The sequence below is a fragment of the Mycolicibacterium xanthum genome (assembly GCF_019710635.1).
Classification (GTDB): Bacteria; Actinomycetota; Actinomycetes; order Mycobacteriales; family Mycobacteriaceae; genus Mycobacterium; species Mycobacterium xanthum.
Window position 1 is genome coordinate 1 of the sequence record NZ_JAIFZS010000053.1, and the last position, 14679, is coordinate 14679.

Annotated in this window: 11 protein-coding genes and 2 pseudogenes; 3 read left to right on the top strand and 10 right to left on the bottom strand. The window is 70.4% G+C overall.

Annotated elements, in window-relative coordinates; translation table 11 throughout:
- The 7 genes from argF to JDV09_RS19675 form a co-directional block, all read right to left on the bottom strand.
- Nucleotides 1–915, bottom strand: a 915-nt coding sequence (argF, locus tag JDV09_RS19645; protein ID WP_221370816.1) for an ornithine carbamoyltransferase, incomplete at its 3' end; no start/stop codon positions are given.
- Nucleotides 912–2096 (bottom strand): acetylornithine transaminase, encoded by a 1185-nt coding sequence (locus JDV09_RS19650; RefSeq protein WP_221370817.1) that lies wholly within the window; start codon nucleotides 2094–2096, stop codon nucleotides 912–914. The genes JDV09_RS19650 and argF, both read right to left, overlap by 4 nt.
- On the bottom strand, nucleotides 2093–2968 hold the full coding sequence (argB, locus tag JDV09_RS19655; protein ID WP_221370818.1) for an acetylglutamate kinase: 876 nt from the start codon (nucleotides 2966–2968) through the stop codon (nucleotides 2093–2095). The genes JDV09_RS19650 and argB overlap by 4 nt, the downstream gene beginning before the upstream one ends.
- Nucleotides 2965–4173: a bifunctional glutamate N-acetyltransferase/amino-acid acetyltransferase ArgJ gene (gene argJ, locus JDV09_RS19660; RefSeq protein WP_372452976.1), complete on the bottom strand. Its 1209-nt coding sequence runs from the start codon at nucleotides 4171–4173 to the stop codon at nucleotides 2965–2967. The genes argB and argJ overlap by 4 nt, the downstream gene beginning before the upstream one ends.
- 5 nt (nucleotides 4174–4178) lie before the next feature.
- Nucleotides 4179–5222 carry an N-acetyl-gamma-glutamyl-phosphate reductase gene (gene argC, locus JDV09_RS19665; RefSeq protein WP_255605672.1) on the bottom strand — a complete coding sequence of 348 codons (1044 nt, stop codon included), beginning with the start codon at nucleotides 5220–5222 and terminating at the stop codon, nucleotides 4179–4181.
- A 44-nt stretch (nucleotides 5223–5266) separates the two neighbouring features.
- The gene (locus JDV09_RS19670; RefSeq protein ID WP_221370821.1) at nucleotides 5267–6088 is read right to left on the bottom strand and encodes a DUF2182 domain-containing protein; all 822 of its coding nucleotides are present in this window, start codon (nucleotides 6086–6088) and stop codon (nucleotides 5267–5269) included.
- Nucleotides 6089–6092: 4 nt separating this feature from the next.
- Nucleotides 6093–6689, bottom strand: coding sequence for a DUF1326 domain-containing protein (locus JDV09_RS19675; protein ID WP_221370822.1), 597 nt, complete (start codon nucleotides 6687–6689; stop codon nucleotides 6093–6095).
- A gap of 176 nt (nucleotides 6690–6865) precedes the next feature.
- Here JDV09_RS19675 and lhgD point away from each other — a divergent pair, with 176 nt between their 5' ends.
- The gene (gene lhgD / locus JDV09_RS19680) at nucleotides 6866–8071 is read left to right on the top strand and encodes an L-2-hydroxyglutarate dehydrogenase (protein WP_221370823.1); all 1206 of its coding nucleotides are present in this window, start codon (nucleotides 6866–6868) and stop codon (nucleotides 8069–8071) included.
- A 172-nt stretch (nucleotides 8072–8243) separates the two neighbouring features.
- On the opposite strand, the pseudogene JDV09_RS26960 reads toward lhgD, so the two are convergent.
- Nucleotides 8244–8330: pseudogene (locus JDV09_RS26960) on the bottom strand (hypothetical protein); the annotation flags it as partial.
- A gap of 154 nt (nucleotides 8331–8484) precedes the next feature.
- Here JDV09_RS26960 and JDV09_RS19685 point away from each other — a divergent pair.
- The gene (locus JDV09_RS19685) at nucleotides 8485–9447 is read left to right on the top strand and encodes an NYN domain-containing protein (RefSeq protein WP_308124177.1); all 963 of its coding nucleotides are present in this window, start codon (nucleotides 8485–8487) and stop codon (nucleotides 9445–9447) included.
- A 7-nt stretch (nucleotides 9448–9454) separates the two neighbouring features.
- Here the strand turns inward: JDV09_RS19685 and pheT are convergent, their stop codons facing one another.
- Both pheT and pheS read right to left on the bottom strand, forming a co-directional pair.
- On the bottom strand, nucleotides 9455–11941 hold the full coding sequence (gene pheT, locus JDV09_RS19690; protein ID WP_221370825.1) for a phenylalanine--tRNA ligase subunit beta: 2487 nt from the start codon (nucleotides 11939–11941) through the stop codon (nucleotides 9455–9457).
- Nucleotides 11941–12984 (bottom strand): phenylalanine--tRNA ligase subunit alpha, encoded by a 1044-nt coding sequence (gene pheS / locus JDV09_RS19695; protein WP_221370826.1) that lies wholly within the window; start codon nucleotides 12982–12984, stop codon nucleotides 11941–11943. Before pheS ends, pheT begins: the two co-directional genes overlap by 1 nt.
- A gap of 74 nt (nucleotides 12985–13058) precedes the next feature.
- On the opposite strand from pheS, the pseudogene JDV09_RS19700 reads away from it, so the two are divergent.
- Nucleotides 13059–14658 (top strand): annotated as a pseudogene (locus tag JDV09_RS19700) (FMN-binding glutamate synthase family protein).
- Nucleotides 14659–14679: the final 21 nt, after the last annotated feature.

Here is a 14679-nt window from a genome sequence, read left to right on the forward strand (position 1 = left end):
CTCCAGCAGCCACACCAACAGCGCCTTCTGTGCGTGCAGCCGGTTCTCCGCCTCGTCCCACACCGCGCTCTGCGGCCCGTCGAGCACCTCGTCGGTGATCTCGTTTCCGCGGTGCGCCGGAAGGCAGTGCAGCACGACGGCTTCGGAGTCGGCGCGGGCCAGCATCGCGCAGTCGAGCTGGAAGGGCCGGAACGGCCGGACCCGGTCCAGCCCGTCGTTCTCCTGTCCCATCGACGTCCAGGTGTCGGTCACCAGGACATCGGCCCCGTCGGCCGCGGCCAGCGGATCGTGGGTGATCGTGACGGTGGCGCCGGTGAGCGCGGCACGTTCCCGGGCGGCCGCGACGAACATCGGGTGCGGCTCGAACCCGCGCGGTGCGGCGATCGTCACGTGGATCCCGGCGGTGACGCCGCCGAGCATCAGCGAGTGCGCCATGTTGTTGGCGCCGTCGCCGAAGTAGCTCAGCGTCAACCCTTTCAGCGCGCCCTTCCACTCCGCGAGGGTCTGCAGGTCGGCCAGCACCTGGCACGGGTGCAACTCGTCGGAGAGCGCGTTGACGATCGGCACGGTCGCGCCGGATGCCATGGCGGACAGCCGTTCCTGCGCGAAGGTCCGCCACACGACGGCGTCGACGTAGCGCGACAGCACCCGGCCGGTGTCCTCCAGGGTCTCCTCACGGCCCAGCTGGGTGCTGCGGCCGTCGACGACCACCGCGTGGCCGCCCAGCTGTGCGATGCCCATCTCGAACGAGAACCGGGTACGGGTCGAGTTCTTCTCGAAGATGACCGCGACGCCGCGTGGTCCCTCCAGCGGCCGCCGGCTGAACGGATCCTTCTTCAGGTCCGCGGCCAGGGCCAGCACCTCGGCCTGTTCGGCCGGGCCCAGGTCGTCGTCGCGCAGGAAGTGCCGGGTCATGACGGGTTCACCTGCGCGGCCGCGGTGTCGAGCACCCCGGGCAACGCGGTCAGGAAGGCCTCGATCTGGGGTTCGGTGACGATCAGCGGCGGGGCCAGCCGGATCACATCCGGCGCGGCGGCGTTGACCAGGAAGCCGGCGTCGCGGGCGGCGGCCTCCAGTGGCTTGGCGGCCTCGGCGGTCAGCACGATGCCGCGCAGCAGTCCGCGGCCGCGGACATGGTCGACGAGCGGGTGGCCCATCGACTCGATGCCGTGGCTCAGCGTCTTGCCGAGCACGTCGGCACGCTGGACCAGATGCTCGTCGGCGAGCACCTTGAGCACCGCCAGCGCGGCCGCCGTGCACACCGGGTTACCGCCGAAGGTACTGCCGTGCAGACCCGGAGTCAGTAGATCGGCCGTCTCGCCGATCGCCAGGCAGGCGCCGATCGGCAGCCCGCCGCCGAGGCCCTTGGCCAGCGTGACGATGTCCGGGGTGATCCCGTCGTGCTGGTGGGCATAGAAAGCTCCGGTACGCCCGACCCCCGTCTGCACCTCGTCGAGCGCGAGCAGGGCGCCGTGGGCGGCGGTGACCTCGCGGGCCGCCGCCAGGTAGCCCGCCGGTGGCGTCACGACGCCACCCTCCCCCATGATCGGTTCGAGGAACACCGCCGCGGTCTGGTCGTCGACCGCGGCAGAAAGCGCTTCGACGTCCCCGTAGGGCACGTGGGTGACCTCACCGGGCAGCGGCTCGAACGGAGCCTGCTTGGACGGCTGACCGGTCAGCGCCAGCGAGCCCATCGTGCGGCCGTGGAAAGCACCCTGTGCGGCAACGAGTTTGATGCGCCCGGTCAGCCGGGTGATCTTGAACGCCACCTCGTTGGCCTCGGTGCCGGAGTTGCAGAAGAACACCCGTGCCGGCGCGCCGAGCAGACCGACCAGTTCCTCGGCCAGCGCCACACCGGGCTCGGTGGCGTACAGGTTGGAGGTGTGGCCCAGGGTGTTCAGCTGTCGGGTGACTGCCTCGATGACCGCGGGGTGGCGGTGACCCAGCACGTTGACCGCGATACCGCCGAGCAGATCGACATAGCTCCTGCCGTCGACGTCGGTGACCACCGCGCCGTCCCCACTGGCCAGCGCCATCGGCGGGGTGCCGTAGTTGTTCATCATGACCGCCGACCAGCGATCCAGCAGGCCGGTCATCCGGCGCTCACCACCTTCGTGCCGGCCCCCTCGTCGGTGAACAGTTCGACCAGCACGCAGTGCTCGACCCGGCCGTCGATGACGTGGGCGCTGGGCACCCCGCCGTTGATCGCCCGCAGGCAGGCCTCGATCTTGGGCACCATGCCCTCCTCCAGTGTCGGTAGCAGCTGGGTCAGCGATGCGGCGTCGATCTGGCTCACCAGCGATCCGCGGTCCGGCCAGCTGGTGTACAGGCCCTCGACATCGGTGAGCATCAGCAGCTTCTCGGCGCCCAGCGCCTCGGCCAGCGCGGCCGCGGCGGTGTCGGCGTTGATGTTGTAGACCAGCCCGTCGGCGTCCGGGGCGATCGTCGACACCACCGGGATCCGGCCCGCGTCGATGAGGTCGAGTAGGGCGTCGGTGTTCACCTGTGCGACGTCGCCGACCAGGCCGATGTCGGTGGCCACGCCGTCGACCAGCACGGTGCGCCGCACCGCGGTGAACAGCTGGGCGTCCTCCCCGGTGATGCCCACCGCATAGGGGCCGTGGGCGTTGATCAGATTGACCAGTTCCCGGCCCACCTGACCGAACAGCACCATGCGGGCCACATCGAGCACCTCGGGGGTGGTGACCCGGAACCCACCCCTGAAATCGCCTGCGATACCGAGCTTCTTGAGCATCGCGCTGATCTGTGGGCCACCGCCGTGCACGACGACCGGGTGGATGCCGCAGTTGCGCAGGAACACCATGTCGGCGGCGAAGGCCGCCTTCAGCGCGTCGTCGGTCATCGCGTTGCCGCCGTACTTGACCACGACGATCTTGTCGTGCAGCGCCTTGAGCCAGGGCAGCGCTGCCGCGAGCACGCCGGCCTTGTCGCTGGTCTGCACGCTCATGAGCTGTACGCCGAGTTCTCTTCGACGTAAGCGTGCGACAGGTCGGTGGTGCGGATCGTCGCCGAGTCCGTGCCGACACCGAGGTCCACGGTCACCGCGATGTCCTCCCCGGACAGATCGACCTCGCGCGCGCCCGGTGCGCCGACGCTGTCGATGCAGACCGGGAACCCGTTGAAGGACACGGTGATCCGCCCGGCATCCAACGTGACCGGGGCCATCCCGACCGCGGCCAGCACCCGGCCCCAGTTCGGGTCGGAGCCGAACAGCGCGGTCTTGACCAGGCTGTCGCGCGCGATGACCCGGGCCGCGACGACCGCGTCGTCCTCGCTGAGCGCGCCGGTGACGGTGACCGCGATCCGCTTGGTGACGCCCTCGGCGTCGGCCTGCAGTTGCGCGCACAGGTCCTCACAGACCCGCAGCACCGCGTCGTCGAGATCCTGCTGGCTCGGCGCGATCTCGCTGGCCCCCGACGACAGCAGCAGCACGGTGTCGTTGGTGGAGCAGCTGCCGTCGATGTCGAGGCGGTCGAACGTGGTGGCGGTGGCGGCGGCCAGGGCGGAGCGCAGCGCGTCGGCACCGGCGACGGCGTCGGTGGTGATGACGCACAGCATGGTCGCCAGCGACGGGGCCAGCATGCCCGCGCCCTTGGCCATCCCGCCGACCGTCCACTTGTCCCGGTGGTGCAGCGCGGCCTGCTTGGGCACGGTGTCGGTGGTCATGATGGCCCGGGCGGCCTCCTCGCCACCGCTGAGCCCGCCGGCCATCTCGTGCACGATCTCTGCCACGCCGGCCAGCACCTTGTCCATTGGCAGCCGGTCCCCGATCAGGCCGGTGGAACACACCGCGACCTCGATCGCACCGGTCTCGGTGCCCCAGTCCGACAGCGCCGCCGCGACGGCTTCCGCGGTGGCGTGGGTGTCCTGGAAGCCCTGCGGTCCGGTGCAGGCGTTGGCCCCGCCGGAGTTCAGGATCACCGCGCGTAGCCGGCCCGTGGTCAACACCTGTGCCGACCACAGCACCGGGGCGGCCTTGACCTTGTTGCGGGTGAACACGCCGGCGGCGCCGTAGTCCGGCCCCTCGTTGAACACCAGGGCCAGGTCGTGTGCTCCGGAGGCCTTGATGCCCGCCGCGATCCCGGCGGCCCGGAAGCCTTCGGGCGCGGTGACGCCCTGGGTGCGCAGCAGCCGGGTGGTGGGCTGGCCGATATCGGTCACGGCGCCACCCCGACGATCGAGAGACCCTCGGTCTCAGCCCATCCCAGGGCCAGGTTCATCGACTGCACGGCTGCTCCTCCGGTGCCTTTCACGAGGTTGTCGATGGCGGCGATCGCGACGAACGTGGCGGCGTCCTCGTCCACCGCGACGGCCAGTTGTGCGGCGTTACTGCCGATCACAGCGCCGGTCCTGGGCAGCTGGCCCTCGGGCAGCAGATGAACGAAAGGCTCGTCGGCATAGGCCTTCTCGTAGGCCGCCCGCAGCTCGGAGACATTGGCGGCGGTGCGCGCCGTGCAGGTGGACAGGATGCCGCGTGAGGTCGGGATCAGCACCGGGGTGAACGAGACGCTGACCTCGGCGTCGGTGACGGCCCGCAGCCCCTGGGCGATCTCGGGGGTGTGCCGGTGCTTTCCGCCGATGTTGTACGCCCGCGCCGACCCGATGACCTCCGAGCCCAGCAGATCCACCTTGGCGGCGCGCCCGGCGCCCGAGGTGCCGCTGACGGCCACCACGGTGACCGCGGGCTCGACCAGGCCGGCGGCCAGCGCGGGCCACAGCGCGAGCAGGGCGGCGGTGGGATAGCAGCCGGGCACCGCGATCCGTTTGGTGCCGCGCAGCCGGTCCCGGCCGCCGGGCAGTTCGGGCAGGCCGTAGGGCCAGCTGCCCGCGTGTTCGGAACCGTAGAAGCGTTGCCAGGCGGCCGCGTCGGTGAGCCGGAAGTCGGCCCCGCAGTCGATGATCAGGGTGTCGGGACCGAGCTGGTCGGCCAGCGCCGCCGAGTGCCCGTGCGGCAGACCGAGGAACACCACGTCGTGACCGGCCAGAACGTCGACCTCGGTGGGCTCCAGCGTCCGGTCGGCCAGCGGCAGCAGGTGCGGATGATGTTCGGCCAGTGACGATCCCGCGCTGGCCGCGGCGGTCAGCGCGCCGATCTGCAGGCGCCCGTCGGCGCAGGCCGGATGCCCGAGCAGCAACCGCAGGATCTCGCCGCCGGCGTACCCACTGGCGCCGGCGACCGCGACGGAAGTCATAACGGCCATCGTGCATGGTTATACAGAAGATTGCAAACCAATTCTGGATGTCCTCAGCCCGCCATGCCGGGCATCTCTCCCATCGGCGTCTGGCCGGGCACCGTCAGACCGGGAACCGCCTCGGGCGCCACGACGATCAGCACGCCGAGGACCAGCAGGAAGGCGGCGACACCGTAGACCGCGAGCCGCCGCCAGGGCAGCAGTTTCTCCACCGCGATCAGTGCGGTCACGAACGCCATCCAGACGATGCTCATGATCCCGAGCGCGAACAGCGATGCCATCAGCGCCCAACAACACCCGAGACACCAGGCGCCGTGGGTCATCCCCATGCGCAGCGCACCTGCGAGACCGTCTCGCCAGTGGCCGAGCAGAAACCCCAACGGGGTACGACAGTGCCGCAGACACACGGCCTTGGCCGGGGTGAGCTCGTAGACCGCCGCGGCCACCAGAATCCCCCCGGCCAGCCAGCGACCCCCACCGTCCCACGTCAAGACCGAGCCGAGAAGCCTGCGACCGGTCTCCGACACGGCGAACGCGAGCAGGCCGGCCGCGGTCCAGATGATCAGATATCCGGCGACGAAGACCAGCGGGGCCGCCGGCGACCGCTCCCCGGTCATCCGTGCATACAGCGCGACCGTCGGCCAGATCGACGGCAGCATCATCGCGGCCATCATCACCGCCCAGATGCCCAGAAACCAGCCCAGCGAGCCGAGTGCGCTTCCGGGACCGGCGTCCATGCCGCGCATCTGATCGACGGTGAACCACCAGGCGGCGACGGCGAGCCCGAACAGCAACGCCACCAGCCCGAGATGGCCGCGCACCGCGAGACGGGCGAACGCCGGCTCGGCGTCGACCCCGTCGCGGCGCACCGTCACCGGCTCAGGCAGCCCAACTGAACTCGGCAGCGGAGATGCCGGATTTGCCCTCGAACGCGATGCCGAAGGCGTCGATGTCCGCGCGGGTGGCCTCGGCGACCTCGAACTCGGAACCCGCGGGATGGAACATGCCCACGACGCGCGCCGGCTTGCCGGTCTCCACACCGAAGGGGACGGGGTTCTCGATCTCGAAGTCGACGGCGTCGCCGATGCGCACGCTGTGGCGCAGGCCGTCCTCGACGACCTCGACCGACGCACGCTCGACGCCCAGATGTTCGCCGATCAGCGGTCCCAGCGCCGCCATCGGACCGCCGAGCTGCCCGCCGAACACTCCCTGCAGCTTGTCGGCCTGCTCGTCGGTCGCATCGACGAACACGCCCACCCGCCAGTTGCCGTCCGTCATGACCTTGGGTGTCTCGGCGACCAACGCCACCACCGTGCCGCCGACGTTCACCCCGTCGACCGCACCGGCGGTGATGTTGAACACCAGCACCACCCGGCACCGGTCGTAGTCGGCACCGTGCGCGAGGTTGAAATTGCAGGGACAGAAGAATTCACACGAACACGTCTCGATATACGTTCCGGCGATATTCCATGACATTGCTGTCGCCTCCTTAACGGGAAGTTTCGCCAGCACTGTCAATCCTGCGCTCCTGGCCACCGAATCGGGAGGGTTTGGGCAGATCGCCCGAACTTCCCGCGCCGTGCGGCCGGACGCACCGGGTGGACGGTGCGGGGCCGCCGTAGTCGCCGATAATGGCGATCGGGAGGTGGTGGATGACTCGGCGGATCGCGGTGGTCGGCGGGGGCATTCTCGGTGCGGCGATCGCCCGGGAGCTCACCGGGCGGCGGGATGCCGAGGTCACCGTGTTCGAGAAGGAAGACCACCTGGCCGCCCATCAGACCGGGCGCAACAGCGGCGTCATCCACGCCGGGCTGTACTACCAGCCCGGTTCGGCCAAGGCGCTGCTGTGCCGGCGCGGGGTCGGCCTGCTCGAGGACTACTGCGCACAGCGAGGCATCACCCGGATCGGCTGCGGCAAGGTCCTCGTCGCGCTCGACGACGCCGAACGCGCCCGCCTCTGCGACATCCAGGATCGCGCCAACGCCAACGGTGTCCCCGGGATCCGCATCATCGGCCCCGCGGAGTTGCGCGAACTCGAACCGCACGTCACCGGCATCGCAGCGCTGCACTCACCGTCGACGTCGATCGTCGACTACGCCGAGGTGACCAGGTCGCTGGCGGCCGACGCGCAGGGCGCGGGCGCCACGGTGGCCCTGGGTCACGAGGTCACCGGCATGCGCGCCACCGCGACCGAGGTCGTGGTCACCGCCCGGTCGGCCGACGGCACCGATGACACCGCCTTCGACCAGGTGATCGCCTGCGGCGGCCTGCAGAGCGACCGCCTCGCGGTGCTGGCCGGCGACGGGCCGGATCCGGTGATCATGCCGTTCCGGGGCGAGTACTACGCCCTCAAACCGCAGCGCCGCCACCTGGTCAACGGCCTGGTCTACCCGGTGCCCGATCCGCGCTACCCGTTCCTGGGCGTGCACCTGACGCCCCGGGTGGACGGCGAGGTGCTGATCGGACCGAACGCGGTGCTGGCGCTGGCCCGGGAGGGCTACACGTGGAAGACCGTGTCGGTGGGCGATCTCGCCGGGGTGGCCCGCAGCCCGGCGTTCTGGCGCTTCGCGCGCCGGCACTGGCGCACCGGCATCCGGGAGATGTCCGGTTCGCTGAGCAGGCACCGGTTCGTCGCGGCCGCCCGCGCCTACCTACCCGAACTGCAGATCGACGACGTCGTGCCCAGCAGAGCAGGTATCCGGGCCCAGGCGCTGGACCGCGACGGTGGCCTGGTCGACGACTTCCGGATCAGCGTGCACGATCGGATCGTGGTGTTGCGTAACGCGCCCTCCCCGGCGGCGACCTCGGCGTTGGCCATCGCCGAACATGTGGTCACGACCCTGAACGATCAGAGCTGAGGTGAGGTAGCACCATCCCCGCCGGCCGCCTAATCGAACGCCGGATGAAACGAGACGGAGCCACTGGAGGCCGGTGTAGACGTTGAAAAGCCGGACGTCCTCCGGCAACTCGCCGGCACCCCGCCCGCTCAGCACCTGGGCCGACCAAAGCACCGGAGCCGCCTTGACCTTAGGGCCCGCTGCCGGCGTGCTCGGAGCCGTAGAAGCACTGCCAGTCGCCGGCGTCGGTGAGCCGGAAGTCCGCACCGCCGTCGATGATGGCCCCGGCGACCGCGCCGGACGTCATCCGCCCATCATTGCAACTTTATGCAGATTGATGCAAATACATTAGAAGTAGGTTGTCGTACCAGGGCTCTACGCTGACCTCGCAGCGACCCGTAGGAGACGACATGCGTTCGAATTGTGCCTTGTACGTGGATGCGGGCTACCTGCTGGCTGCGGCCGCCACTCGCGTCACGGGTACGTCCCTGCGCAACGGCATTCATGTCGAATTCCGGCCGATGATCGAGGCCCTGATCGAGCAGGCGCAACAGATCTCGGGGTTACCGGTGCTCAGGCTGCACTGGTATGACTCGGCAAAGAACGGCGTGCCCGACAAACAGCAGGAACGCATCGGCGAACTCCCCAGGGTCAAACTGCGCCTCGGCCGCTTCGGCGTCGATGGTCAGCAGAAGGGAGTCGACCTGCGCATCGGCCTCGACCTCGTCGCGCACGCCCGCAGTGGGACAGCCGACGTGTTCTTCCTCGTGTCCGGAGACGACGACCTGACGGAGGCCGTGGAGGAAGCACAGGCCCAGGGCGTGCAGGTTGTCGTGCTGGCGGTACCCAACCCGGATGGCAAGCCTCACGCCGTGAGCCGGCACCTGTTGCGAGCTGCCGATGAACTGCGCACGGTGTGCCCCTCGACCATCGACGACAACGTGATGAAAGTCGAGACACCGCAGCCTGTGCCATCGGTACCGGTTGCGCCGGCGTCACCCAAGGCCGGGTCGATTGTTCCGTCGCCGGGTGACTTGGCTGCGCGTCGTCCCACGGCGACGTCCGCCAGACCTGCCCCGGTACGCGAGTCACAATCCGTGCCCGTCTACAGCAGTTCGACCGGAAGTCGTTCCTTCGATGTGGCCTTCCTCCCCGACGAGCCGGACGACGAACAGATCGATCAGGTCGTCGCTAACGTCATCGACTCATTTCGAAACAGCGCGGATGCCGAGGCAAAGAACGCGCTTTCCGACGGAAGGCCGTCGATTCCGCCCGATATCGACAAGGCGCTGCTGCTGGATCTCTCCGATGCTGTCGGCAGTTACGAGTTGAGCGACCTGGTTCGCGTGCGTTTGCGTAGTCGTTTCTGGCAGAAGTACGACGAATTGTCTAAATGACGCTAGGTCACCGGCGCTGCTGCGCGCCCACCCGCTCACCCGCCGCGGCCACCGCGGCATCGCGCGCGGCGCTGGCCTCGTCCTCGGTCAGGGTCCGGTCGGGGGCCCGGAACCGCAGCGCCAGCGCCAGCGACTTGCGGCCCTCGCCGACCTGCGGACCGGTGTAGACGTCGAACAACCGGACGTCCTCCAGCAGCTCGCCGGCGCCGGCGCGGACCGCGTCGACCACGCTCTGCGCGGCGACGCCCTCGTCGACCACCAGCGCCACGTCCTGGAACACCGCAGGGAACGGTGACACCGACGGCAACGGCAGCGCCTCCGTGATCGGCACGGCGTCGAGGTTCAGCTCGAGCGCGCAGGTGCCCTTCGGCAGTCCGGAGCGCTCGATGACCGCCGGGTGCAGCTGACCGGCATGGCCGACGACGACATCGCCCACCAGGACCTCGGCGCAGCGGCCGGGATGCCACGGCAGGTACTGCGCCGCGCGCAGGGTGAACTCGACGGCGGCGGCGCGGCCGATGATGCGGACGGCCTCGAACGCGTCGGACGCCTCGGCCGGGCGCCCGGCGCCCCACGGGCCCGCGGGCTCGCGCAGACCTGTGAGCACCGCCGCGACGTGCTGCGGCTGACGCGGCAACGAGGCGTCCAATCTCGCGATCTCCTCTGCGGTCGGCCTGCGGTCGTTGGGGATGCGCGGCACCGCCCGGGTGTGGCTGGTCGGCTCGACGACCTGCGCGATGGCGAACAGCGCGGCATCGACCGCACCGCGGGAGACGTTGCGGCTCAAGGCCTCCAACAGGCCGGGCAGCAGCGTGGTGGCCAGGTGCGGCCGGTCGGACTCCAGCGGATTGAGCACCGCGCTCGTGCTGCGGCGCGCATCGTCGGCGGGCAGCCCCCACTGATCGAACACCCCGGCGGGCAAGAACGGGGTCGGCAGGATCTCCACAAAGCCGCCCAGCGCCAGCGACTTCCCGATCGCGCGGCGGCGCTTCTGCACCGGCGTCAGGCCGCGTCCCGCCGGGGCCGGCGGCAGCACCGACGGGATGGCCTCGAGGCCCTCCAGTCGCATCACCTCTTCCACCAGGTCGGCGGGCTGACGGATGTCCGGGCGCCAACTCGGCGGTGTGGCGGTCAGCAGGTCGCCGTCGACGACCACCTCGGCACCGATCTGACGCAACCGCCTCTCGGCGGCGCCGCTCGGGTAGTCGATACCGGCGGTGCGGTCGGGCAGATCGGCCGGCATGCTCACCGGCGGCTGCGACCAGTCCTCGGTCGGCGGGTCGCCCCGCCAGTCGGTCAGCGTGGGTTGCACTGTCCCACCGGCGATGTCGGCGAGCAGCGTGGCGCAGCGGTCCAGCGCGGCCACCGAGATGGCGGGGTCGACGGTGCGCTCGTAACGGCGGCCGGCCTCGCTGTGCAGGTGCAGGCGCCGCTGGGTGCGCGACACCGCGGCGGGATCCCACACCGCGGCCTCGAGCAGCACGTCGGTGGTGCTGTCGCGGACCTCGGTGGTGCCGGCGCCCATCACCCCGCCGATCGCCGCGGTCGCGGTGTCGTCGACGATCAGCACGTCGGCCGGGTCCAGCCTGCGCTCGACGTCGTCGAGGGTGACCACGGTCTCGCCGGGCTCGGCGAAGCGCACCCGGAAACCACCGGTGATCAGGCCGCTGTCGTGTGCGTGCATCGGATGCCCCAGCTCGAGCATCACGTAGTTGGTCACGTCGACCGCCGGCGAGATGGCCCGGATCCCCGACAGCAGTAGCCGGCGCTGCATCCACCACGGCGACACCGCATTCGGGTCGATGCCGGAGACCGGGCGCAGCCCGAAGCGCAGCACCCCGGTGCCCGGGTCGATCGTCACCGGCAGCCCCTCGCCCTCGGCGGGCAGCGGCGCGACGGCGGCGGGGTCGGCGTAGTCGAGGTCGTAGGCGTTGGCGATCTCGCGGGCCAGCCCGCGCACCGACAGGCAGTAGCCCCGGTCCGGGGTGATCGCGAGGTGGAAGACCACGTCGTCGAGCCCGAGGACGTCGGCCGCGGCGGTGCCCGGTTCGGCGGTACCCGGCGGCAGGACCAGGATCCCGGAGTGGTCGGTGCCCAGGTTCAGCTCGGCCGTCGAACAGATCATGCCGTCGGAGGTGCGGCCGTAGGTCTGCCGGGCGGCGATCGTGAAATCGCCGGGCAGCACGGTGCCGGGCAGCGCGGCGACAACCAGATCGCCGACCGCGAAGTTCGTTGCTCCGCAGACGATGTCACGCGGCTCCGCCTCGCCGACGTCGAGCTTGACGGCCCTGATGGGCTTCTTGAAGTCGGTGAGCTCTTCGATCTCGGCGACCCGGCCGACGGTGAGCGGACCGCTGACCGGTCCGACCGGGATGATCTCCTCGACCTCGTGGCCGATGCGGATCAGGGCCTGCTCGAGGTCATCGGCCGGCACGTCCCAGCCCGGTGCGCCCGCCGCGACGACCTCGCGGAGCCAGCTGTACGGCAGCCGCATCAGGCCCCCACCCCGAACGGCAGCGAGAACCGGACGTCGCCTTCGACCATGTCGCGCATGTCGGGGATGCCGTTGCGGAACTGCAGCGTGCGCTCCAGGCCCATGCCGAACGCAAACCCCGAGTACACCTCCGGGTCGATCCCGCAGGCGCGCAGCACATTCGGATTGACCATGCCGCAGCCGCCCCACTCCACCCAGCCGGGCCCGCCCTTCTTGTTCGGGAACCAGATGTCGACCTCGGCCGACGGTTCGGTGAACGGGAAGAAATGCGGCCGGAACCGGGTGCGTCCCTCCGGGCCGAACTCGGCGCGGGCGAAGGCGTCCAGCGTGCCGCGCAGGTGGGCCATCGTCAGGTTCTCGTCCACCGCCAGACCCTCCACCTGATGGAACACCGGGGTGTGGGTGGCGTCCAGTTCGTCGGTGCGGAAGGTGCGCCCGATCGAGATGATGTACACGGGCAGGTCGCGCTCGAGCAGCGCCCGGATCTGCACCGGCGAGGTGTGCGTGCGCAGCAGCTGCCGCGATCCCTCCGGGGCGACGTGGAAGGTGTCCTGCTCGCTGCGGGCCGGGTGGTCCGGCGGGAAGTTCAGCGCGTCGAAGTTGAACTGCTCGGTCTCCACCTCCGGCCCCTCGGCCAGCTCCCAGCCCATCGCGACGAAGGTGTCGGCGACGTGCTCGGCCAGGATGGTGATCGGGTGGCGGGCGCCGACGGGCTGCCGCGTCGACGGCAGCGTGACGTCGATGCGCTCGGCGACCAGCACGGCGGCGTCCCGCTCGGCCCGCAGCACGGCCAGGCGTTCGTCGTAGCCGGCCTGCACGCCGGTGCGCGCGACGTTCACCCGCTTGCCCGCGTCGGCGCGGTCGGACTTCGGCAGCGAACCCAGCGCCTGGCGCGCCAGCGCGATCGGCGAGCGGTCCCCGAGGTGTTCGGTCTTGGCGTGGGCCAGTTCGTCGAGGTCCGATGCCGCACCGAAAGCGGCGGTGGCGGCGCGCACCGCCTCGGTCAACGCGTCGTCTGATAGGTCTACTGGCTGCTCAGCCACCCGGCGATCATAGGCGATCGCCCCAGCCGCACTTCATCTGCAGTTGCCGCGCGGCGCGATACCCTCACGCCGTGTTGATCCGGCCCCTGATCGTCGCCGCGGTGTGGTTGTCCGGGGCGGCCGCCGCCGCGCTGGCGGTGTCGCTGCACGGGTGGTGGGCCGTGCCTGGGGCGATCCTGCTGGCGTTGGCGGCGCTGGGCACCTGGGATCTGATCCAGACCCGGCATACCCTGCTGCGCATCTATCCGATCGTCGGGCACATGCGCCCGCTGCTGGAATCGATCCGGCCGCAGATCCGGCAGTACTTCATCGAGTCCAACACCGAGGCCACGCCGTACGACCGCGAGACAAGCGATCTGGTGTACGACCGGGCCAACGGCGTGAAGGGCAACGAGCCGTTCGGCACCCAGCGCGATGTCAACGTGTTCGGCTACGAGTTTCTGCGGCACTCGCTGCGGGCCTGCTTCGCCGAAGACCTCGCGCCGCGGGTGCGCCTCGGCGGGCCCGAGTGCACGCAGCCCTACGACCGAGTGCACGCAGCCCTACGACATCGCGTTGCTCAACGTGTCGGCGATGAGCTTCGGGGCGCTGTCGGCCAACGCCATCGCGGCGCTCAACGGCGGAGCCGCGCGCGGCGGGTTCGCCCACGACACCGGCGAGGGCGGCATCAGCCCGTATCACCTGCGCGGCGGGGACCTGATCTGGGAAATCGGCTCGGGCTACTTCGGGTGCCGCGACGCCGACGGGAACTTCGACGCCGCGAAATTCGCCGAGAAGGCCGCGATGCCGGCCGTCAAGGCGGTGTCGGTGAAGCTGTCCCAGGGCGCCAAGCCCGGGTTGGGCGGGGTGCTGCCCGCCGCCAAGGTCAGCGGGGAGATCGCCGCCACCCGCGGGGTCCCGATGGGCCACCCGGTGGTCTCGCCGCCGGCGCACACCGCGTTTCGCACACCCACCGAGTTCGCCGAGTTCATCGCGACGCTGCGTCGGCTGTCCGGCGGCAAGCCGGTCGGCTTCAAGCTCTGTGTGGGCGCGCGCACCGAGTTCCTGTCGATCTGCAAGGGCATCCTGGCCACCGGCATCGCACCCGACTTCGTCATCGTCGACGGAGCGGAGGGCGGAACCGGCGCGGCGCCGCAGGAGTTCGAGGACCACGTCGGGATGCCGCTGACCGAAGGTCTGATGTTGGTGCACAACAGCCTGGTCGGGACCGGGCTGCGGGACCGGATCAGAGTCGGGGCGTCGGGCAAGGTGGCCAGCGGCGTCGACATCGTCAGCCGGATCTGCCAGGGCGCGGACTTCACGCTGGCCGCGCGGGCGATGATGTTCGCGGTGGGGTGCATCCAGGCGCTGGAGTGCCACACCAACCACTGCCCGACCGGGGTCGCCACCCAGGACCCCGGCCGCGCCAAGGCGCTCGACGTCACCGACAAGACCGCCCGGGTGTACAACTTCCAGCGGGCCACGGTGGCCAGCGCCGCTCAGATCGTCGCGTCAATGGGCCTGGCCGGCTTCCACGAGCTGTCCCCCGCGATGCTCAACCGCCGTGTCGAGGGGCAGCGGTCCCGCACCTATGCCGAGATCTACGACTGGCTGATGCCCGGCGAACTGCTCGACGATCCGCCCGAGTCGTGGCGCTCGGACTGGATCGAGGCCCGCGCCGACGAGTTCCGCTGACCGCAGGCCCGCGCCGGACCC

What these genes read in the sequence shown, in the direction of transcription:
- JDV09_RS19650 (WP_221370817.1), bottom strand. Translation starts at nt 2,096, where the DNA reads ATGACCGGCCTGCTGGATCGCTGGTCGGCGGTCATGATGAACAACTAC.
- argB (WP_221370818.1), bottom strand. Translation starts at nt 2,968, where the DNA reads ATGAGCGTGCAGACCAGCGACAAGGCCGGCGTGCTCGCGGCAGCGCTG.
- argC (WP_255605672.1), bottom strand. Translation starts at nt 5,222, where the DNA reads ATGGCCGTTATGACTTCCGTCGCGGTCGCCGGCGCCAGTGGGTACGCC.
- JDV09_RS19675 (WP_221370822.1), bottom strand. Translation starts at nt 6,689, where the DNA reads ATGTCATGGAATATCGCCGGAACGTATATCGAGACGTGTTCGTGTGAA.
- lhgD (WP_221370823.1), top strand. Translation starts at nt 6,866, where the DNA reads ATGACTCGGCGGATCGCGGTGGTCGGCGGGGGCATTCTCGGTGCGGCG.
- pheT (WP_221370825.1), bottom strand. Translation starts at nt 11,941, where the DNA reads ATGCGGCTGCCGTACAGCTGGCTCCGCGAGGTCGTCGCGGCGGGCGCA.